The organism is Cupriavidus sp. H19C3 (assembly GCF_049393815.1).
Taxonomy (GTDB): Bacteria; Pseudomonadota; Gammaproteobacteria; order Burkholderiales; family Burkholderiaceae; genus Cupriavidus.
Genome location: NZ_CP184986.1, coordinates 1,875,041 through 1,894,077, shown reverse-complemented (window position 1 = coordinate 1,894,077; position 19,037 = coordinate 1,875,041). Strand labels below are relative to the sequence as shown.

Genomic DNA, 19,037 nt, shown 5'->3' with positions numbered 1-19,037 from the left:
GGACCGCGCCGCGCGCGACAGACGCCGGCCCGATCTCGGCGGCAGCGCTTAATACGTCTTGTATGGCAGGAACTTGCCGGACAGCACCACGTTCACCCGATCGCCCTTGGGGTCGTGCGTGCGCTGGATATCCATCGAGAAGTCGATCGCGCTCATGATGCCGTCGCCGAACTCTTCGTGAATCAGTTCCTTGATGGTGGTGCCGTACACGTTGACCAGTTCGTACCAGCGATAGATGAGCGGGTCGGTCGGCACGGCGGTGGGCAGCGAACCCTTGTACGGCACCACCTGGAGCCAGGCCACGGCCTCGTCGGACAGTTCGAAGATCTTGCCGACGGCTTCGGCCTGCTGCTTGTCGAACGTCATCTGGCCGAGGCAGCCCGCGGTCGTCCATTCCTTCGACATGCCGACGGCCTCGGCCACGTCCGCCCACTTGATGCCCTTGCGGACCTTTGCGGAAACGATCATCTGGGTCACTTCTTCACGGCTGGAAATCATGTTGCCTCCTGGCAGGTTGTGGTCAAGAACAATAAATAACTGTGCAGCGATGCGAGGGGCGCGGCTAGGCCACGGCGCTGATGCCGTTGGCGCCGGCTGGCGGCGTGCCATCGGTCTCCTCGTCGAGCCCGGGCCGGACGATGCGGGTCACCGGCAGTTCGGCGACATCGCCCACGCGTTGCTGGATGGTCCTGGAACGTCGCACGAGAAAATCGACGAGATGGTTGCGGATGCGGTAGAACTGCGGATCGTGATGAATCGTTTCGCGCGTGCGTGCGCGTGGCAGCGTGTTGACCACCACCTCGGCGATACGCGCCTTGGGTCCGTTGCTCATCAGGAAGATCTTGTCGGCGAGCAGGATGGCCTCGTCCACGTCATGCGTGATCATGAACACGGTCTGATGGGTGGCCGCGCAGATCTTCAGCAGCTCGTCCTGGATCACGCCACGCGTCAGCGCGTCGAGCGCGCCGAACGGCTCGTCCATCAGCAGCATCTTGGGCTCCACCGAGAACGCGCGCGCGATGCCGACGCGCTGCTTCATGCCGCCCGACAGTTCCGACGGCTTTTTCGTCGCGGCGGCACTCAGGCCGACCATCTCGATAAAGCGCGCACCATGCTCGGCAACCTGCCGGCGCGACCAGTCGGGATGCCGCGAGCGCACCGCGAAGGCAATGTTCTGCTCGACCGTGAGCCACGGCAGCAACGCGTGCCCCTGGAACACCACGCCGCGGTCGAGGCTCGGGCCCGACACTTCGCGTCCGTCCATGATCACGTAGCCGCCGCTGGCCTCTTCCAGCCCCGCCAGCACATTGAGGATCGTGCTCTTGCCGCAGCCGGAATGCCCGATCACGCAGACAAACTCACCGCGCTCGATCTCGAAGCCGACATTCTCGAACACCGGCGGCAGGTCGGGGCGATAGCGCTTGCTCAGCGACTGTACGGACAGGAACGGCCGCGCCGTGCCCTCGGCAGTCCGTTCGGACAGGGATTCGGAGATCGACATCGCGCGTTTATTCCGCATAACTCACCTTCAGTTGAAGCCTGGCGAACAGCATGTCCAGCACCATTCCCACCACGCCGATGACCAGCACCGCGAAGATCACATTGGACAGCGACAGGTTGTTCCATTCGTTCCACAGGAAGTACCCGATGCCGCTGCCGCCGATCAGCATCTCCGCCGCCACGATCACCAGCCAGGCGATGCCCATCGAGATGCGCATGCCGGTGATGATGGTGGGCGCGGCCGCCGGCAACACCACGCGAAAGGCCTTGCGCAGCGGTGACACTTCCAGCGTGCGCGCCACGTTGAGCCAGTCCTTGCGCACGCCCGCCACACCGAATGCGGTGTTGATCAGCATCGGCCAGATCGAGCAGATAAAGATCACGAAGATGCCGGACACGGTGGAATCCTGAATCGTGTACAGCGCGATCGGCATCCACGCGAGCGGCGAGATTGGCTTGAGTACCTGCACGAACGGATCGATCGCGCGATAGAGCAGCGGCGACATGCCGATCACGAACCCGAGCGGAATCGCCACCACCATCGCCAGCAGGTAGCCGAGCGCGACCCGCACGAGCGAGTGCCCGAGCTGGATGCCGACACCCTTGTCGTTGGGGCCGCGATCGTAGAACGGGCTCTTGAGATGTCCCAGCGCCACCGAAGCAAACTGCGCGGGACTCGGAAAACCGGTGGCGCGCTTTTCGCCAGCGCCGCCACTGCCACCGGCGGCGGGTGCGGGTTGTCCCATCAGCGCGGCATACTCCGCCGCGTCGGCATCGGCGCTGCCCTGGTTGGCCTGGGCGGGGGTCCCGCGCGGCTGCGTGGACACCTGCCAGATGCCGAGCAGCAGCAACAGCATCAGCAGCGACAGCAGCGCGGCGCGGAGCTTCATTTGCGTGGTCATGAGCGTCTCCCAGCCTCAGGCGCGCTTGATGGCAAAGCCGTCGACATAGCGTTGCGGCGCGCTGGCGTCGTACACCTTGCCCATGACCGTGATCGGGCGGTTGCCGTTCTTGCCGGCACTGGTGCCCTCCGTCATGCCGAGTGCGGCCATCTGCTTCTGCGCATCGGTCAGCAGGAACACCTGCTGCGCGATCTGCTGGTAGTTGACGTCGCCCTTGATATAGCCCCAGCGCTTCATCTGCGTGAGCATCCAGGTCGCCATCGAGTACCACGGCATGGGGTCGAAGTCGGCGCGGTCGGGCTCGTTGCGGACCTTGCCGAGACCGTCGGCAAAGCGGCCGCTCAGCGCCTGCAGGATCACGGTCTCCGGCTGGTTCAGGTAGTTGGCCGGCGCGATCGCCTTGGCGATGTCGGCGCGGTTCTCCTGCTTGCGTGCCATGGCGGCGGCGTTGAGCACCGCGCGATAGAGCGCGGCAAACGTATTGGGATTCTGCTCGATAAAGGCCTGCGAGGTACCGAACGCGCAGCATGGGTGGCCATTCCAGATGTCCTTCGACAGGATATGGATAAAGCCGATCTGGTCGTATACGGCGCGCTGGTTGAACGGGTCGGGCCCGAGAAAGCCGTCGATATTGCCGGCGCGCAGGTTGGCGATCATCTCGGCCGGCGGCGTCACGCGCAGCTGCACATCGCGGTCGGGATCGATCCCGTGCTCCGCGAGGTAATAGCGCAGCAGGAAGTTGTGCATCGAGTATTCGAACGGGATGGCGAACTTGAAGCCCTTCCAGTTGCGCGGGTCGCGATTGTCCTTATGCTTGAGCGCGAGCGTGATCGCCTGGCCGTTGATGTTCTGAATCGTGGCCACGCGCATCGGCTGCGCGGACGAGCCCAGGCCCATCGAGATCGCGAGCGGCATCGGCGCGAGAAAGTGCGAGGCGTCGAGTTCGCGGTTCAGCATCTGGTCGCGCACGAGTGCCCAGCCCGCGGTCTTGACCAGCGTCACGTCGAGGCCCTGCGCCTCGTACATTCCCATCGGCGACGCCATGATCAGCGGCGTGGCGCAGTTGATGGGAATAAAGCCGACCTTGAGCGACTTCTTCTCGAGCGAGCCGCCTTTCTCGAGCGCCGCCGCGCGCAGGTCTTCCATGGGCAGCAACGAACCGACGGCCGCCATCACGGCACTCGCGCCGACCGCGCGCAGCAGGCGCCGGCGCGTGGCGTCCTCGGGAAACAGCGCGCGCACCGCAGCGGCTTCCACAAAATCGTTGGACAGCGCTTCCGCGTCGCTGGCGCGCGCCAGTCTGGCCGCACCGGCCGCGCGGTCGTGCTCGGCCTGAGAACCATGCTGGCCGCACTGGCAGCCGGTAAGCGAGGCGTCGGCATCGTAGGGGCGGTACAGGCTGTGATCGGCGTTCTGGGTCTGATCCTTCATATCGGGCACCTTGTATCGTTTGGGAGGGCGTTGTGCTGTCGGCGCTGGAATGCCGGGATGCTCAGGCTGCGATGGCCTGTCTGGCGGTACCCGCCTGCAGCGTCGCCACGGCCTTGCCGCCGCGCCACTGCTCCATGTGAAGCCACTCGGCCGTGTCGTCGATCACGCGCCACTCACCATCGCGCACCGGCGTGCCATGCATGACGATCGGCACGGTGCGCGTCTTGAGCCGGACCACGGGCTGGCGATGCTCATACCGGCTCTCCTCGCGACCCTCTCCACGGTCCTCCCCGCAGCCAGTGACGGCCTGCGCGATGACCGCGGCCTGGCGGGCAATCGGTTCGATAAAGCGGCAGGGAGCGCCGGCCAGGCTGATGCAATCGCCGAGCGCATACACGTCGCGCGCACTGGTTGCGAGCGTATGCGGGTCGACCACGATGCCCTTGTCGAAAGCAAGTCCCGCGCCACGTGCCACGCGGTCGTCGGTAACGAGGCCCGTGGCCACCACCACCTCGTCCACATCGAGCAGCGAGCCGTCTTCCATGGCCAGCCGCTTGCTGCCGTCGGCATTGCGCGCTACGCCGGCCACCACGCGCGCGCCGGCGAAGGTCACGCCGCTGGCGGCCAGGCCTGCACCAAGGCGGAGCGCGGCCGCTTGCGGCAGCAGGCCGGCCAGCGGCAACGGCTGTACGTCGAGCAGGGTGACCGTATGGCCGGCGCGGGCGAAGTCTTCGGCGAGTTCGCAGCCGATCATGCCTGCGCCGACGATCGCGACGCGGCGGCTTCCCCCGCCAAGTCGCGCCTGCAGGCCGGTCCATCCTGCCAGGTCGTTCACGCGCCAGCACAGCGCGCGCGGCAGCGCCGGCGGCATGGCCGGGCGCGCGCCCATCGCCATCACGAGGCGCGTGTAGGGCAGCGTGCCGCGCGTGGTGCGCAACCGATGACTCGCGGGCGACAGGCCGACCGCGAAGGTATCGGTGAGCAGCCGCACGCCGAGCCGGCGCGCGGCATCGGCCGCCGCTTCGCGCACCAGCGCGGCGGGCGACGTGCCGCGGCTGAGTGCGATGGACAGCTCCGGCTTGTGATAGCGATCGCCGGCGCACGACGTCACCATCGTGATGGGCACCTCGGCGTCGAGGCGCCGGATGGCCTCCACCGCGCTCCAGCCCGCAATTCCCGCGCCCACCACGACGATGCCGGAGCGCTGCGAGGCGGGCATGGGCGATGACACGGACGGCTGCGGGCTCGCAGCGGCCGGCACCATCACCGCGACATAGGGTTCGAAGTCGGCCTTGACCACGCCGCACAGCGGACACACCCAGTCGTCGGGAATGTCCTCGAAGCGCGTGCCCGGGGCGAGCCCGCTATCGGCGTCGCCCTTCTCTTCGTCGTAGATCAAGCCGCAGGCGCGGCAGATGAACTGCCGCCACGGCCGGGATAGCGCGCTCATGCCGGCACCTCCTCGCGCGACAGGCGCGCCATCTCCCAGCGCAGGTGCTTGATCGCCGGCGTGACGATCGCGGCGAAATGCGCCTCGCGAATGCGCCGTTGCGCGCCGGAGGTGACCAGGTAGCCGCGCGCGCCCTGGTGCAGCAGCGCCGACTGCGTGGCCCGCAGCGCCAGCTCCGCGCCCTGCGCACGGGCGTCGAGCACGTCGAGCATATAGTCCTTGCTGCCGTCGAACGGATCGGCCGCCAGACGCGCCACGCGCTGCTCGAGCTCGTCGAGTTCGCCCTGGATCTCGTCGGGGCGGTCGCTCAGGAAGCGATTGACGTGGCCGAGCAGCGGCTCGACTTCGTGCATCGCGTCGATACTGCCTTGCACGATGCCGGTGCACATGCCGATCTGCAGCAGGATGAATGCGCCCCGGATGCGCGCGATAAACGGTTGCGCCGGGTCGGCGATCAGCAGGTCCTCGCCGACAAACAGGTTGTCCACGCGCACTCCCCACGTGCTGGTGCCCTCCATGCCCGAGAACTCCGGGCACTGGCGCAGCGTGACGGCATCCGTGCAATGGAGGATGAACATGATGTCGTGCGACGGCGTGCCATCATCGCGATACACGGTGGCGATGGCGCCGCAGTACTGGCCCGGTCCGATGTGGCTGACCCACGGCAGCGCGCCGCTGACGCGATAGCCGCCCGCCACGCGGGTAGCGCGCAACAGCATCTTCTCGATGCCGGCGAATGCCTTCATCGGATTGGACAATGCGGTGCCGCCCAGGGTCTGCCCGAGCGCATGCGTGGCCAGCAGCGGCTGCAGCGCGGGATTGTCCGACGCCTCCATGTAGAGCCCGCATACGTCATGACACCACGCGAGGAAGCCGGTGGACCCGCAACGCCGGCTGATGGCGCGCATCGCGCCGAGCGCAAGGCCGTAGCGGCCGCCATGCGCGGACAGGTGCGCGGCAAATGCGCCGGCGGCGCCGAGTCCGGCCATGATCTCCTTCGGGTAGTGCCCCTCGTGGTCGATGCGATAGGCCGCCTCGGCGAGCGGGCCGTCGGCGATCGACGTGACCCGCTCCATCACCATGGCATCGGTCCACGATGCCGCGAATGTCGATGGGCTGGCTGCTACGGTAGTCATGGCTGTTCTCCGGGTTCGGACGCGTGGTCGTACGTGCTTACTCGGCCAGGCCGATCGAGAACGCCACCGGATTGCGCATGGTGTTGGCCACGGGCGAGTGGTAGTTGGCGTGCTGGACGATGTCGTCGAGCTGCTCGCGCGTGGCGTCGCCTTCGATCAGCACCTTGACGCGGATGGCCTGGAAGCCCATGTCCGACGGCTGGCGCGGCGCGCCGCCCGCACCCCAGGCGGCGCTGTTGCCGATATCGGCTTCGAGGAAGACCTCCAGCCGCGACAGGCGGACCTCGCGATACGTCGCCACCGCCGTGATGCCGACGCACAGGCAGCCGCCGAGGGCCGACAGCGCGATCTCGCCCGGCGCCGGCACCGTGTTCTCGCCGAACAGGTGCAGCGGCTCGTCGACCACCACGGGGTTGTGGTCGCCGGTAAAGCTCCACGAGCGGAACTGTCCCTTCATCACGGTATGGACCTTGTTGATGCCACGGCGCTCGGGATTGTCGCGGCCGGAGGCGGCGAACTTGAGCAGGCCCTCGCGATCGATCGGGCGCAGGTAGGTGGTGACGGTCTCGGTGGTTGCGGTAGTCAAGGTGTGCTCCGGTATGTAGGGTTCAGGACAGGCGACTCGCCTGTGCGGTCGGCAAATACGCTGACCGACGTGGCTCATATCGCAAGCGCCGTGCCACGCGCAAAAAAAGTTCGCAGATCATTGATTTGAAATGGATTTATGCCGTTTTGCGGGGGCCCCGTCGGCGCCATGCATTCAGACAATTTGTCGACAATGTCGACAAATTGTCGGGCGAACGCGATACTCGGCGTGTCGATCGAAAAGGAGCGGGTGGTGAAGGAACAGCCAGTGACTACCGAGGCCGAGCCAGAGCTCGGGTACGGCTATTGGCGCCAGCAGGAGATGCTGTTGCTGGAGCAGGTGATGGCCCTGGTGGGGCGCAGCCTGGCGCCGGATGTCCCGATGCGCGAGATGCTGCATCTGATGTCCGAGCTGCTTGGCCTCAACCGTGGCCGCGTGGTGCTGCTCGACGAGGAGACCGATACCGCCAGCATCCGTTTTTCGTACGGGCTGACGCGCAAGGAAGCGGCGATGGGCGTGTACAAGGTCGGCGAGGGCATCACCGGGCGCGTGCTGGCGGCGGGACAACTGACGATCGTGCAGGATATCGACCAGGAGCCGCGCTTCCTGTTTCGCGCGGTGCAGCGCAGCCATCTGCCGGAGGGCATGGTGTCGTTTATCGCGATGCCGATCAAGATCGGGCAGAAGACCGTGGGCGTGCTGGCGTGCCATCGCATCCGCATACGCAACCGCGCGCTCAGCGATGACCTGACGATCCTGCGCATCCTGGCCACGCTGGTCGGTCAGCTTCTGCAGCTGCAGGCGACCCTGCGTGCGCGCACCAAGGTGCTGGAGCAGCGTAACGAGATGCTGTCGCGCGCGCTGCAGACCGAGGCCGCGCGCTATGGCATCGTCGGCACCGCACCGTCCGTGCTGCAGGCCATCTCGGAGCTCGAGCGCGTATCGGACGCCACCGCCAGCGTGCTGCTGATGGGCGCATCGGGCACTGGCAAGGAGCTGTTTGCGCGTGCGCTGCATCTGGCCAGTCCACGTCGCGAGCGGCCGTTCATCAAGATCAACTGCGCGGCAATTCCCGAGACGCTGTTCGAGTCCGAACTGTTCGGCTACGAGCGTGGTGCGTTCACCGGCGCCAACGCCGCGCGCGCGGGCTGGTTCGAGCAGGCCAATACCGGCACGATCTTCCTGGACGAGATCGGCGAGTTGCCGCTATCGATGCAGAGCAAGTTGCTGCGCACGTTGCAGGAGGGCACCATCACGCGACTGGGCGGCAAACGCGAGATCGCGATCGATGTGCGGCTGGTGGCGGCGACCAATCGCGATCTCGAACACGAGGCGACGCGCGGTGCGTTCCGGCAGGATCTCTACTATCGCCTTAACGTGATTCCGATCCGGCTACCCTCGCTGGCCGATCGCCGCGAGGACATTCCGGCGCTGGTGCTGCACTTTCTCAACCATATCAACCAGACCCATCAGCGCAACGTCAACCTGACGCAGGCTGCGATCAACCGGCTGCAGAATCATGACTGGCCGGGAAATATCCGCGAACTCTCGAACCTGATCGAGCGGCTGGTGCTGCTGGCGGACCATGCGATCGTGGACGAGGCGGAAGTCGAGCGCATGCTGCCGCGTGCGGATGGGCCGGTGCGGGCGGACGGCATGCCGGCCACACCGCTGCCGGCGGCGGCTGCGCCAACGACGCCGATGGCGCCCGGCAACCAGCCGGCGCGTCAGGCATTACCCACCGATCCAGCGGCCTTTGCCCCGACCCTGGTGCGTCCTTATGCGCCCGCGCATTCGCATTCGGCCGAGCAGTTGCAACAGGCGCTGGCCGCCTGCGGCGGCAACAAGTCGCGCGCGGCGCAGCAGCTCGGGCTGACGGTGCGGCAGTTCGTGTATCGGTTGGGCAAGCTGGGGTTGGCGGGCTGATGCCTGGCGATGGCGTGCCGATGACCTACCGATGGCGTAGGGGCGCCACGCCGGGCACGTCGCTCGACTCGACCAGCCGGATCATCATCAGCATGAACAACTGGCGCTCGGCCGGGGCGAGCGCTTCGATGGTGCGATCGTGCGCGCGCTTGACGGCGTCCTGCATGCGCTGCACCAGCGCCCGGCCCTTGCGCGCAATGCGCACGAGTTTCACGCGGCCATCGAGCGGCGATTGCCGCCGCTCCAGCAGGCCGCGTGCTTCCAGCCGCGGCAGCACTTCCGCAACGGTGGTGCGTTCGAGGCCGATTTCCATCGCCAGCGAGATCTGATCCAGTTCCCCCTGCTCGAGCAAGGCGGACAGCAGGCTGTACTGCACCGGCGTGATATTGAATTCGCTGGTCTCTTCGAGAAACAGGCCACTGTGAATCTGGTGCAGGCGGCGGATCAGGAAGCCCGGACGCGCATACAGCACCGACCGTTTCTGGATGGTATTGAGCTCGGCCTCCAGCAGGGGGAGGCTGTCTTCACGGATCATGACAACGGGCCTGACCGGCAGGCGTACGTGTGGATTTGCGGAGTATGCCACGTATTGATCCGATGCGACCGGGCCCGTTGCAGGCGCGCGATATCGGGATTGCCGGCTTCTGCCGTCGCTTAATAACGGGGTATGCCCCATTTTTGAGGATACGCCCGGCCGGTTCCACTTTACGGTGCATGCCGCGTCTTCACACTGGTGCGCGGGGACGGCTCGCTTCTGTCAATTAAGGGGTATAGCCCTTAATTTTCACGGATGATTTTTGTCACGCAATCAAAGGCTTGCGTGATGTTTTCAGTGGTGGCCGCGTCGGTGTGGCACGCGCGTTGCTTTATGGGAAGCCATCATAACCAGTCGCCCCCTCATGAACGCTCCGCCTACCCGGGAATCGCTCGCGCCCGCCCATGCCCAGGGCATCGGCGAGCGGGTGCCACGCAAGGAAGACCAGCGCCTGCTGCTGGGTCGCGGTCAGTTTGTCGGCGATATCCGCATGCCGGACACGCTGGAGGTCGCGTTCGTGCGCAGCCCCGTCGCCCATGCGCGTATTGCCGGCATCCGCAAGCCCGACGGACTCGACGCGCTGGTCTTCACGATGGAGGACCTCGTCGGCGTCAAGCCGATCCTGGCGGCCTCGGGCCTGCCCGGCTTCAAGCGTTCGTTTCAGTACCCACTGGCCCACGACAAGGTGCGCCATGTCGGAGAAGTGGTGGCGGCCTGCATCGCGCCGACCCGGGCCCGTGCCGAGGATATCGCGGCGCAGGTGGAAGTCGACTACGACGAGTTGCCGGTGCTGGCCAGCATGGAGAGCGCGCTTGCGCAGCCTGCGCGCGTGCACGACGACTGGAGCGACAACGTATATGTCGAGACGCGCGTGGAGAAGGGCACGCGTCCCGCCGCCGGCGCAACGCGTCGTTATCAGCGCCGCCTGCGCACCGCGCGCCAGTGCATGATGCCCATGGAAGGCCGCGCCGTGCTGTGCTGGTGGGACCATCGGCTCGACCAGCTCGTGATGTATTCGGCCGCGCAGGTGCCGCACGTCAACCGTACCGGCCTGGCGGAATGCCTCGGGCTCGACGAAGGCCAGATCCGCGTGATCTCGCCCGACGTCGGCGGCGGCTTCGGCTACAAGGGCATCCTGCTGCCGGAAGAGATCTGCTGCGCCTGGCTGGCGCGCCATCTGAATCGCCCGGTGCGCTGGCTGGAAGACCGACGCGAGCAGATGAGCGCCAACGCCAACTGCCGCGAACATGCCTACGATATTGCCGTCGAGGTGGCGCCCGATGGCCGTCTGGTGGGTATCGAGTGCGAGGCGATGGTCGACTCGGGCGCCTATTCGCTTTATCCGTTCAGCGCCTGCCTGGAGGGCGCGCAGGTGGCCTCGATCCTGCCCGGTCCGTACACGATGGATTACTACGCGTGCCATACGCGTTCGGTCGCCACCAACAAGCCCGGCATCCTGCCGTATCGCGGCGTGGCCCGCACCGGCGTGTGCTTTGCGCTCGAACTGATGATGGATGCGGCGGCACGCGACCTCGGCATGGAACCGTACGATCTGCGCGCGCGCAGCCTGGTACCGGCGAGCGCCATGCCGTTCGTCAATATCACCGGCAAGCTGTTCGACTCGGGCGACTACGCCGAGAGCATGCACCGTGCGGTGGCGGCGCTGGACTGGAGCGCCTGGCGCGCGCGCCAGCGCACGCGGCACGCGGCGGGCGGCACGCGCCGTATCGGACTGGGCCTGTCGGTCTATTGCGAGCAGGGCGCGCATGGCACGTCGGTCTATCACGGCTGGGGCATTCCGATGGTGCCGGGCTTCGAGCAATGCGCGGCGCGCCTGACGCCGGACGGTGTGCTGGAACTGCGCCTGGGCGTGCATTCGCACGGGCAGGGCATGGAAACCTCGATGGCGCAGGTGGCCCATTCGGTGCTGGGCATCGATCTCGCCCGCGTACGCGTGCTGCACGGCGATACAGGCGCATCGCCGTATTCCACCGGCACCTGGGGTTCGCGCTGCGCGGTCATGGCCGGCGGCGCGGTGGGGGCGGCATGCGACCTGCTTGCGCAGCGCGTGCTGGCCATCGGCGCGGCCCTGCTCGAGGTGCCGGCAAGCGAGCTGCATCTCGCCAATGGTCGGGTGGCCCGTACGGGTAACGCCGCGTTCGCGGGCCTGACCCTAGCGGAGATTGCCCATGCGTGGTATCGCGCGCCGCAGAGAATTCCGGTCGGTACAGTCGACCCCGCCGGCCTGGAGGTCGTCACCGGCTACAAGACGCAACCGGACACCGGAACGTTCAGCTACGCGAGTCACGCCTGCGCGGTCGAGGTCGACACCGCGACGGGCCGCGTGACGCTGCTCGACTATGCGATCTGCGAGGACGGCGGTGTACTGCTGAATCCGCTGATCGTCGACGGCCAGATCATCGGCGGCCTGGCGCAGGGCATCGGCACCGCGCTTTACGAAGAGATGCCGTTCGATGCCGAGGGCCAGCCGCTGGCTTCCACCATGGCCGACTATCTGCTACCCGGCGCCGGCGAGATGCCGCCGCTCACGCTGCTGCATATGGAAACGCCGAGTCCGCACAGCAAGTACGGGCAGAAGGGTCTCGGGGAGGGCGGTGCCATCGCGCCGCCCGCGGCCATCGTCAATGCGATCAACGATGCGCTGTACGCGCTTGGCGCGGAGCTCACCGCATGCCCGGCCAGTCCGGAACGCGTACTGGCCGCGCTCGCCGCGGCCCGCAACGGAGCGCACGCATGAAAGCCGTGGCATATCGATTGCAGGCTGCCACCACGGTGGCGCAGGCCAATACGGCCTTGCGTGCAGGTGGCTGGGGCAGCAAGCCCATCGCGGGCGGTCAGTCGCTGGGCGCCATGCTGAACCTGCGCCTGGCGCAGCCCGAGCAACTGGTCGACCTGGATGGTATTGCGACGCTGCGCGAGGTTGCGGTGCAGCCGGACGCCATCGCCTTTGGCGCGATGGTCACCCATGCGAGCGTCGAGGACGGCAAGGTCCCCGATCCGACCCGTGGGCTGATGCCGCATGTCGCGCGTGGCATTGCCTATCGTGCCGTGCGCAACCGCGGCACGATAGGCGGCAGCCTCTGTCACGCCGATCCGGCGGCCGACTGGGTCAGCACCATGCCGCTGCTCGGCGCGTCGCTGCACATCGATGGACCGGACCGCAGCCGCATGGTGCCTGCGCGCGACTTCATGCGCGGCGCGTTCGAGACGCAACTGGACGACGGCGAGCTGCTGACCGCCATCCGCGTGCCGGTACTGTCGGCAAGTGCGTGCTGGTCCTATCGCAAGTTCTGCCGCAAGACGGGCGAGTTTGCCCAGGCGCTCGCGTGCGCACTGCGCGATCCCGTGCTGGGCATCGAGCGCGTGGTGCTGGGCGCGCTCGACGGTGCCCCGCGCGTGTTCGATGGCGCCGGGTTGCTCGCCTCGCTGCGCACGGACGTGGCGCGGCAAGCCTGGCTGGATGCCAACGGCATCGCACTCGATGGTGCGCGCATGGCGCTGCTCAATGAAATGCTGCGCCTGGTCGTCGCCGACATGGAGGAATCCCGATGAATGCCCCCCAACTTCCGTTCCCGGTCGTGCAGGAGGCACGCCTCACGCTCGACGTGAATGGCCGCCAGTACGAGATCACGGTCGAGGACCGTACCCACCTTGCCGATGCGTTGCGCGATCACTGCGGGCTGACGGCCACGCATATCGGCTGCGAGCACGGCGTATGCGGTGCCTGCACGGTGGAGGTGGACGGCGCGCCGCAGCGCTCCTGCCTGCAATCCGCGGTTCGCTTTCGCGACAAGGCGGTGCGCACGCTCGAAGCCTTCGATACCGACCCGGTCATGGCGCAACTGCGCCAGGCCTTTACGGAAGAACACGCGCTGCAGTGCGGCTATTGCACCCCCGGCATGCTGATGACCGCGCGCGACATCGTGATGCGCCTGCCCGGGGCCGACGCGGACCGCATTCGCGAGGAACTGGCCGGCAATCTGTGCCGTTGCACGGGCTACCTGGGCATCGTGCGCGCGGTGGAACGCGTGCTGAAACAACGCCGCCAGGCCACGGAGACCACGCATGGAAATTGAACAACGCTTCACGCTTGCCACCCCGCCCCAGCAGGTCTGGCGCGCCTTCGAGGATGTCCGCTTGCTGGTGAACTGCCTGCCCGGCGCGTCGATCCATGCAGCGCCCGATGCGGACGTGCCGCCGCACGATGTGCCGCTGCTGTTCCAGGTCAAGCTCGGCCCCATTGCCGCTGCGTTCAAGGGACAAGGCGCGCTGGAGCGTGACGCCGCCGCGCAGGCCGGCACCTTCAGCGGCAGCGCGGTGGACGGCAAGACCCAGAGCCGCGTCAAAGGCGTGGCGCGCTTTGCACTGGCGCCGGATGCGGCGGCCGGCGGCACCTGCGTCACCGTTGCGGTGGACTACACGATCACCGGCGCGCTCGCGCAATTCAGCCGCGAAGGCATCGTGCGCGCGCTGGCGGAGCAACTGACGCGCGAATTCGCGGCCAACCTGCAGGGCGCGCTGGCGCACACGCAGCAGGAGCACGGCGCGCACGCCGTGGCCGAGGGCACCAAGGCCGCCGCTCCGGGCGCAGCCAGCGGGGCCAGCGATGCCGCGTCGGCCACGGTGGCGGCAGTCGCCGCCGTGGCGCCGGTGGCCGTGCCGTCGATGAGCGCCGCGTCGCCACCGCCGGCACGCACGCCAGCCAATCCGCCGCCCGCTGCCGCGATCGACCTGTGGAGCGTGTTCAAGGCCTGGCTGCGCCACTGGTGGGCCAGCCGCCGCAAGACTTCCTGAAACCCGTCGCTGTTGTCTCGATCCCGTTGTTCCCATCCTTCCGACCTGCCTCATACCCATAAAGGAGATCCGTCATGTGGATCCGCTGCAAGTCTCGCCCCGCTAACGGCCTGTCCGTGGTTGCCGCCCTGCTCGCGCTCGCGAGTGCCGGTGCACAGGCACAGGAGACCATCAAGATCGGCGTGTCCGAGCCGCTCACCGGCGCCGTCGCCGCGTCGGGCACCTATGTCACCAACGGGGCCCGCATCGCGGCCGACGTGATCAATCGCAAGGGTGGGGTGCTGGGCAAGAAGCTCGAGCTCGTGATCGAGGACAACAAGTCCAACCCGCGTGAGGCGGTGAACTCGGCCGAGAAGCTCATCCTCAAGGACAAGGTGCCGGTGCTGATGGGCGCGTGGAGTTCCACCTTCACGCTCGCGGTCATGCCCAAGCTCGTCGAGTACGGCGTGCCGATGGTGGTGGAAACCGCGTCCTCCACCAAGATCACCACGGCCGGCAATCCGTGGGTATTCCGCACCAGCCCGACCTCGGCGATGGAAGCCGCGGCATTCAGCAAGCACCTCGCATCGTTCTCGCCGGCCATCAGGAAGGTCGACTTCCTCTCGGTCAACAACGACTGGGGCCTGGGTGCCGCCGCCGAGTTCCGCAAGGCGCTCGAAGCCAAGGGCATCGCGGTAGGCCGTACCGAGACCATGGCGCCCGATGCCACCGACCTGTCGGCGCAGCTCGCCGCGCTAAAGGGCACTGGCGCCGACACGCTGATCGTCACCTCGGGCATCGAGCAGCTGACGCTCGCCATCCGCCAGGCTGCCGAGCAGCGCCTGCCGCAACGCGTGATCACCACCGGCGGGTCGTTCCCCGAGCCCTTGCTGAAGACGCCGGGGCCGAAAGGCTACACCAGCCAGCATCTGCTGTTCTTTGCGCCGTGGTCGGTGGAGCGCGCCAAGTATCCGGACGTGGCCAGGGAGTTCGTCGATGGCTGGAACGCGCGCAAGCTGGACTTCGCCGGCCAGACCGAAGGCTTTCGCGGCTATGACGCCATCCTGACCATTGCCGAGGCGATCCGCCTGGCTGGCAAGGCCGAGCCCGCGGCGATCCGCGACGCGCTGTGGAAGGTCAGGCTCAAGGGCGTGAACGGCGATATCGCGTTTATCAAGGAAGGCCCCGCCGGCAAGGAAAGCGGCCAGGCCGAGCCGAACATCTACGTCGTGGAACTCAAGGACGGCGCGGTCGCGGTCAAGTAAGCCGCATCGGCCAGGGGGAATTTACGTGGAATCGTTCCTGCAGCACGCGCTCAACGGGCTGGTACTGGGGGCGACCTATGCGCTGCTGGGGATCGGCCTGACGCTGATCTTCGGCATCATGCGGGTGGTCAACTTCGCGCACGGCGAGCTTTATGCGCTCGGCGCCTATATCGCCTATGCGGTGGTATCGGTGCTGGGTCTCAACTTCTTCGGCTCGCTGGTGCTGGCGGCGGTGGGCGGCTTCCTGGCCGGCGCGCTGATCGAGTACGTGCTGCTGCGGCGGCGCAACCTAGGCGCTATCGACGAGGTCATGCTGATCATGATCGGGGTGATGATCATCCTGCAGAACGGCGAGCTGCTGTTATGGGGCGGGGTGGCCAAGGCGGTGCCGTCGCCGTTTGCGCAGGAGCCGCTCGTGTTCGGCCTGGTATCGGTCTCGCCGATCCGGCTGTTCGTGCTCTGCACGGCGCTCGCGCTGCTGGGTCTGTTCTATCTGCTGATCGAGCGCACACGGCTGGGGCTGGCGATGCGCGCCACGTTCCAGGATCGCGATGCGGCGGAGATCGTGGGCGTGAAAGTGCCCTACATGTACACGCTGACGTTCGCGCTCGGCTCGTCGCTGGCGGCCGTGGCCGGTGCGTTGCTGGCGCCAGTGTTCGTGGTGACGCCGACCATGGGCGACCTGGCCAGTCTCAAGGCGTTTGCCATCGTCATCCTCGGCGGCCTGGGCAACCTGCCCGGCGCGGCGCTCGGCGGCTTTACGCTGGGCCTCGTCGAGGAGTTCGGCGCGGGCTACGTTTCCACCGCCTACCGCGATGCGATCGGCTTCCTGGTCATCCTGATCGTGATGATCGTCCGGCCGCAGGGCCTCTTCTCGACCAAGGAGCGCGTGGGATGAACCTGTCCAGACTGACGCCGGTCGGCTGCGTGCTGGCACTTGCCGTGCTGCCGCTGTGCTGGCCCGATCCTTATGTACTGTCGGTACTGACGTCGTGCGGCATCTTTATCGTCGCGGCCATCAGCCTCAACCTGCTGCTCGGCTATACGGGACAACTGAGCCTGGGCCATGCGGCATTCTTCGGTATCGGTGCCTATACCACCGCGCTGCTGTCGCTCGGCTTCGACGTCACGCTGTTCGGCATGGACCAGCCGCTGGTGGTGGCGCCCAAGCCGGTGTGGGTAGCCTTTTGTGCGGGCATTGCCATGGCGAGCGTGGCGGGGTGGCTGGTGGGCAAGTTGGCGTTCCGTGTGCGGGGCGCGTATTTCGTGATCGTCACCATCAGCTTTGCGCAGGTCATGCGCATGGTCGCGCTGAACTGGGTCGACCTGACCGAAGGCCCGATGGCGCTGAACAATATTCCGTCGCTGACGATGTGGTTGCCGCATGCCGGCGTGGTGGAGATCGCATCCAAGGCCGCGCGCTACTGGCTGGTGCTGGCGGCCGCCGTGGTGGCCTGGTGCATCGTCGCGGCCATCGTGCGCAGCCGGGTGGGGCGCGCGATGATCGCGCTGCGCGAGAACGAGACGCTGGCGCGTTCGATCGGCATCGCGGTGACGCGCTATCTGCGTATCGCCACGCTGGTGTCGGCTGGTATCGCGGGCGCGGCTGGCGGTTTGTATGCGCATACCGTGCAGATCATCGACCCGGACGTGTTCATGTTCATGTTCACCATCACCATGGTCATCATGGTGATCGCGGGCGGCAAGGGCACGCTCGCGGGTCCCGTGGTGGGCGGCCTGATCTTTGGCCTGCTGCCCGAACTGTTGCGCGGCGTGCTGGCGCCGGAGCTGCAATGGATGCTCTATGGCGCGCTCATGATCGTGATTCTCGTGCTGCTGCCGCGCGGCATCGTGCCGGCATTGCAGGCCTGGCGGCGGCGCGGCCGCCGCGCCGCACCCGCGACGCTGCCGGTGGCGGTGCCGGCCAACGGAGACCAGGCATGAGCGAAGCGGTGCTGGAACTGGGCGGGGTGACCATGGACATCGCCGGGCTCAAGGCGATGGACCAGGTCACGTTCTCGGTATTGCCGGGGCAGATCGTCAGCCTGATCGGCCCCAATGGCGCGGGCAAGACCACCACGTTCAATGCCATTTCGGGTTATATGCGGCCCACCGCGGGCGAGATCCGTGTATTTGGCCGCAACGTGGTGGGCATGGCGCCGGAACAGATCGCACAGCTTGGACTGGTGCGTAGTTTCCAGCGTACCAACGTGTTTCCGGGCTGCACGGTGTTCGACAACGTGCTGACCGCGCTGCACCTGCAAGGCAGCGCGGGGTTGTGGCAGGCGCTGGTGCGCGGCGCGCGCATGCGGCGCGAGGAGCAGGCGCTGCGCGGCCACGCAGCGGAATTGCTGGCGTTTGTCGGACTGGAGCAGCGGGCCGAGGAACTGGCATCGAGCCTCGCGTATGGCGAGCAACGGTTGCTCGGCGTGGCCATCGCGCTGGCGGCGCAACCGCGCGTGCTGTTGCTGGACGAGCCGGCGGCGGGGCTGAATCCGTCAGAAACCGATGCGTTCAAGGCGATGGTGCGGCGCATTCGCGACAGCGGCGTGACGATCTTGCTGGTGGAGCACGACATGCATATGGTGATGTCGATCTCCGACCATATCGTCGTGCTCAACCACGGGCGCCGCATTGCCACGGGCGCGCCGCAGGACATTCAGCAGGACCCGGAAGTCATCCGGGCCTATCTCGGATCGGGGCTCAAACGTGCTCAAGGTTGATCAGATTTCCGTGCGCTATGGCAGCGCGGTCGGCGTGGAACGTGTCTCGATCGAGGTGCGCGAGGGCGAGCTGGTAACGCTGATCGGCGCCAACGGCGCCGGCAAGTCCACCACGCTGCGTGCCATCAGCGGGCTCGAGCCGCTGGTCAACGGCAGCATCACGTTCGATGGCCATCCGATCTCCGGCACCTCGGCCGCGGCCGTGATCGAACGTGGCGTGGCGCATTGCCCCGAAGGCCGCCGCGTGTTTCCGCAACTGACAGTGGCGGAGAACCTGGAGATGGGCGCGTATCGCCGCCTCGACCGCAATCGCGTGCGGCAGGATCGTGAACGCATGCTCGACCGCTTTCCGCGCCTGCGCGAGCGGCTGCGCCAGGCGGCCGGCACGTTGTCGGGCGGCGAACAGCAGATGCTGGCGATCGCGCGCGCACTGATGGCGCGGCCGCGGCTGGTGATGTTCGACGAGCCCTCGCTGGGCCTGGCGCCCAACTTTGTCGAGATGATCTTCGAGCTGATCCTGGAAGTGAGGCGCGAAGGCACCACCGTGCTGATGGTCGAGCAGAACGCCTATGCCGCGCTGGAAATGTGCGACCGCGCGTATCTGCTGGAGAACGGCCGCATCGTCAACCAGGGCACCGCCGCGCAGATGCTGGCGGACCCCAATATCCGCCGCGCCTACCTGGGCGGCTAGCGCGTGACTGGCGTATCGCCCGTGCCCCTTGGGCTAAAAACGAGGTATGCCACGTATCAAGGTATGCCAAGTATTGATGAACCGTATCTCACCCAGAC

At 66.9% G+C, this 19,037-nt stretch carries 18 protein-coding genes; 10 read left to right on the top strand and 8 right to left on the bottom strand.

Features of this window, described 5'->3' with window-relative positions; all coding sequences use genetic code 11:
* Positions 1-48: 48 nt before the first annotated feature.
* The 7 genes from cynS to DFLDMN_RS27925 all read right to left on the bottom strand — a co-directional run bounded on the left by cynS (position 49) and on the right by DFLDMN_RS27925 (position 7,005).
* Positions 49-498: a cyanase gene (gene cynS, locus DFLDMN_RS27955; protein ID WP_423198993.1), complete on the bottom strand. Its 450-nt coding sequence runs from the start codon at positions 496-498 to the stop codon at positions 49-51.
* Between the two features lie 64 nt (positions 499-562).
* The gene (locus tag DFLDMN_RS27950; protein ID WP_423198992.1) at positions 563-1,501 is read right to left on the bottom strand and encodes an ABC transporter ATP-binding protein; all 939 of its coding nucleotides are present in this window, start codon (positions 1,499-1,501) and stop codon (positions 563-565) included.
* Positions 1,502-1,508: 7 nt separating this feature from the next.
* Positions 1,509-2,402 (bottom strand): nitrate ABC transporter permease, encoded by an 894-nt coding sequence (gene ntrB, locus DFLDMN_RS27945; RefSeq protein ID WP_423198991.1) that lies wholly within the window; start codon positions 2,400-2,402, stop codon positions 1,509-1,511.
* A 15-nt stretch (positions 2,403-2,417) separates the two neighbouring features.
* Positions 2,418-3,833: a CmpA/NrtA family ABC transporter substrate-binding protein gene (locus DFLDMN_RS27940; protein ID WP_423198990.1), complete on the bottom strand. Its 1,416-nt coding sequence runs from the start codon at positions 3,831-3,833 to the stop codon at positions 2,418-2,420.
* 61 nt (positions 3,834-3,894) lie between these two features.
* The gene (locus DFLDMN_RS27935) at positions 3,895-5,283 is read right to left on the bottom strand and encodes an FAD-dependent oxidoreductase (RefSeq protein ID WP_423198989.1); all 1,389 of its coding nucleotides are present in this window, start codon (positions 5,281-5,283) and stop codon (positions 3,895-3,897) included.
* Positions 5,280-6,419, bottom strand: coding sequence for an acyl-CoA dehydrogenase family protein (locus DFLDMN_RS27930; RefSeq protein WP_423198988.1), 1,140 nt, complete (start codon positions 6,417-6,419; stop codon positions 5,280-5,282). Before DFLDMN_RS27930 ends, DFLDMN_RS27935 begins: the two co-directional genes overlap by 4 nt.
* A gap of 37 nt (positions 6,420-6,456) precedes the next feature.
* A complete protein-coding gene (locus tag DFLDMN_RS27925) occupies positions 6,457-7,005 on the bottom strand; it encodes an OsmC family protein (RefSeq protein ID WP_423198987.1) in 549 nt (182 codons plus the stop codon).
* Between the two features lie 342 nt (positions 7,006-7,347).
* Here DFLDMN_RS27925 and DFLDMN_RS27920 point away from each other — a divergent pair, with 342 nt between their 5' ends.
* Entirely contained in the window at positions 7,348-8,931 is a 1,584-nt protein-coding gene (locus tag DFLDMN_RS27920; protein ID WP_423200596.1) for a sigma 54-interacting transcriptional regulator, read from the top strand.
* Positions 8,932-8,956: 25 nt separating this feature from the next.
* Here the strand turns inward: DFLDMN_RS27920 and DFLDMN_RS27915 are convergent, their stop codons facing one another.
* Positions 8,957-9,466, bottom strand: a complete 510-nt coding sequence (locus tag DFLDMN_RS27915) for a MarR family winged helix-turn-helix transcriptional regulator (RefSeq protein WP_423198986.1) — start codon at positions 9,464-9,466, stop codon at positions 8,957-8,959.
* 364 nt (positions 9,467-9,830) lie between these two features.
* On the opposite strand from DFLDMN_RS27915, the gene DFLDMN_RS27910 reads away from it, so the two are divergent.
* The 9 genes from DFLDMN_RS27910 (at position 9,831) to DFLDMN_RS27870 (ending at position 18,939) form a co-directional block, all read left to right on the top strand.
* Positions 9,831-12,224, top strand: a complete 2,394-nt coding sequence (locus DFLDMN_RS27910; protein ID WP_423198985.1) for a xanthine dehydrogenase family protein molybdopterin-binding subunit — start codon at positions 9,831-9,833, stop codon at positions 12,222-12,224.
* Complete coding sequence (locus tag DFLDMN_RS27905; protein WP_423198984.1) at positions 12,221-13,039, top strand: FAD binding domain-containing protein; 819 nt, start codon at positions 12,221-12,223, stop codon at positions 13,037-13,039. The genes DFLDMN_RS27910 and DFLDMN_RS27905 overlap by 4 nt, the downstream gene beginning before the upstream one ends.
* Positions 13,036-13,563 carry a (2Fe-2S)-binding protein gene (locus tag DFLDMN_RS27900; RefSeq protein ID WP_423198983.1) on the top strand — a complete coding sequence of 176 codons (528 nt, stop codon included), beginning with the start codon at positions 13,036-13,038 and terminating at the stop codon, positions 13,561-13,563. Before DFLDMN_RS27905 ends, DFLDMN_RS27900 begins: the two co-directional genes overlap by 4 nt.
* The gene (locus DFLDMN_RS27895) at positions 13,553-14,281 is read left to right on the top strand and encodes an SRPBCC family protein (protein ID WP_423198982.1); all 729 of its coding nucleotides are present in this window, start codon (positions 13,553-13,555) and stop codon (positions 14,279-14,281) included. Before DFLDMN_RS27900 ends, DFLDMN_RS27895 begins: the two co-directional genes overlap by 11 nt.
* Positions 14,282-14,355: 74 nt before the next feature.
* Positions 14,356-15,525 carry an ABC transporter substrate-binding protein gene (locus tag DFLDMN_RS27890; RefSeq protein ID WP_423198981.1) on the top strand — a complete coding sequence of 390 codons (1,170 nt, stop codon included), beginning with the start codon at positions 14,356-14,358 and terminating at the stop codon, positions 15,523-15,525.
* Between the two features lie 25 nt (positions 15,526-15,550).
* A complete protein-coding gene (locus tag DFLDMN_RS27885; RefSeq protein WP_423198980.1) occupies positions 15,551-16,423 on the top strand; it encodes a branched-chain amino acid ABC transporter permease in 873 nt (290 codons plus the stop codon).
* Entirely contained in the window at positions 16,420-17,469 is a 1,050-nt protein-coding gene (locus tag DFLDMN_RS27880; RefSeq protein ID WP_423198979.1) for a branched-chain amino acid ABC transporter permease, read from the top strand. Before DFLDMN_RS27885 ends, DFLDMN_RS27880 begins: the two co-directional genes overlap by 4 nt.
* Entirely contained in the window at positions 17,466-18,248 is a 783-nt protein-coding gene (locus DFLDMN_RS27875) for an ABC transporter ATP-binding protein (RefSeq protein WP_423198978.1), read from the top strand. The genes DFLDMN_RS27880 and DFLDMN_RS27875 overlap by 4 nt, the downstream gene beginning before the upstream one ends.
* Positions 18,235-18,939 (top strand): ABC transporter ATP-binding protein, encoded by a 705-nt coding sequence (locus tag DFLDMN_RS27870; RefSeq protein ID WP_423198977.1) that lies wholly within the window; start codon positions 18,235-18,237, stop codon positions 18,937-18,939. The genes DFLDMN_RS27875 and DFLDMN_RS27870 overlap by 14 nt, the downstream gene beginning before the upstream one ends.
* The last annotated feature ends 98 nt before the right edge of the window (positions 18,940-19,037 follow it).

What these genes read in the sequence shown, in the direction of transcription:
- DFLDMN_RS27915 (WP_423198986.1), bottom strand. Translation starts at nt 9,466, where the DNA reads ATGATCCGTGAAGACAGCCTCCCCCTGCTGGAGGCCGAGCTCAATACC.
- DFLDMN_RS27950 (WP_423198992.1), bottom strand. Translation starts at nt 1,501, where the DNA reads ATGTCGATCTCCGAATCCCTGTCCGAACGGACTGCCGAGGGCACGGCG.
- DFLDMN_RS27920 (WP_423200596.1), top strand. Translation starts at nt 7,348, where the DNA reads ATGGCCCTGGTGGGGCGCAGCCTGGCGCCGGATGTCCCGATGCGCGAG.
- DFLDMN_RS27875 (WP_423198978.1), top strand. Translation starts at nt 17,466, where the DNA reads ATGAGCGAAGCGGTGCTGGAACTGGGCGGGGTGACCATGGACATCGCC.
- DFLDMN_RS27905 (WP_423198984.1), top strand. Translation starts at nt 12,221, where the DNA reads ATGAAAGCCGTGGCATATCGATTGCAGGCTGCCACCACGGTGGCGCAG.
- DFLDMN_RS27935 (WP_423198989.1), bottom strand. Translation starts at nt 5,283, where the DNA reads ATGAGCGCGCTATCCCGGCCGTGGCGGCAGTTCATCTGCCGCGCCTGC.
- cynS (WP_423198993.1), bottom strand. Translation starts at nt 498, where the DNA reads ATGATTTCCAGCCGTGAAGAAGTGACCCAGATGATCGTTTCCGCAAAG.
- DFLDMN_RS27895 (WP_423198982.1), top strand. Translation starts at nt 13,553, where the DNA reads ATGGAAATTGAACAACGCTTCACGCTTGCCACCCCGCCCCAGCAGGTC.
- DFLDMN_RS27930 (WP_423198988.1), bottom strand. Translation starts at nt 6,419, where the DNA reads ATGACTACCGTAGCAGCCAGCCCATCGACATTCGCGGCATCGTGGACC.
- ntrB (WP_423198991.1), bottom strand. Translation starts at nt 2,402, where the DNA reads ATGACCACGCAAATGAAGCTCCGCGCCGCGCTGCTGTCGCTGCTGATG.
- DFLDMN_RS27880 (WP_423198979.1), top strand. Translation starts at nt 16,420, where the DNA reads ATGAACCTGTCCAGACTGACGCCGGTCGGCTGCGTGCTGGCACTTGCC.
- DFLDMN_RS27910 (WP_423198985.1), top strand. Translation starts at nt 9,831, where the DNA reads ATGAACGCTCCGCCTACCCGGGAATCGCTCGCGCCCGCCCATGCCCAG.
- DFLDMN_RS27900 (WP_423198983.1), top strand. Translation starts at nt 13,036, where the DNA reads ATGAATGCCCCCCAACTTCCGTTCCCGGTCGTGCAGGAGGCACGCCTC.
- DFLDMN_RS27940 (WP_423198990.1), bottom strand. Translation starts at nt 3,833, where the DNA reads ATGAAGGATCAGACCCAGAACGCCGATCACAGCCTGTACCGCCCCTAC.
- DFLDMN_RS27890 (WP_423198981.1), top strand. Translation starts at nt 14,356, where the DNA reads ATGTGGATCCGCTGCAAGTCTCGCCCCGCTAACGGCCTGTCCGTGGTT.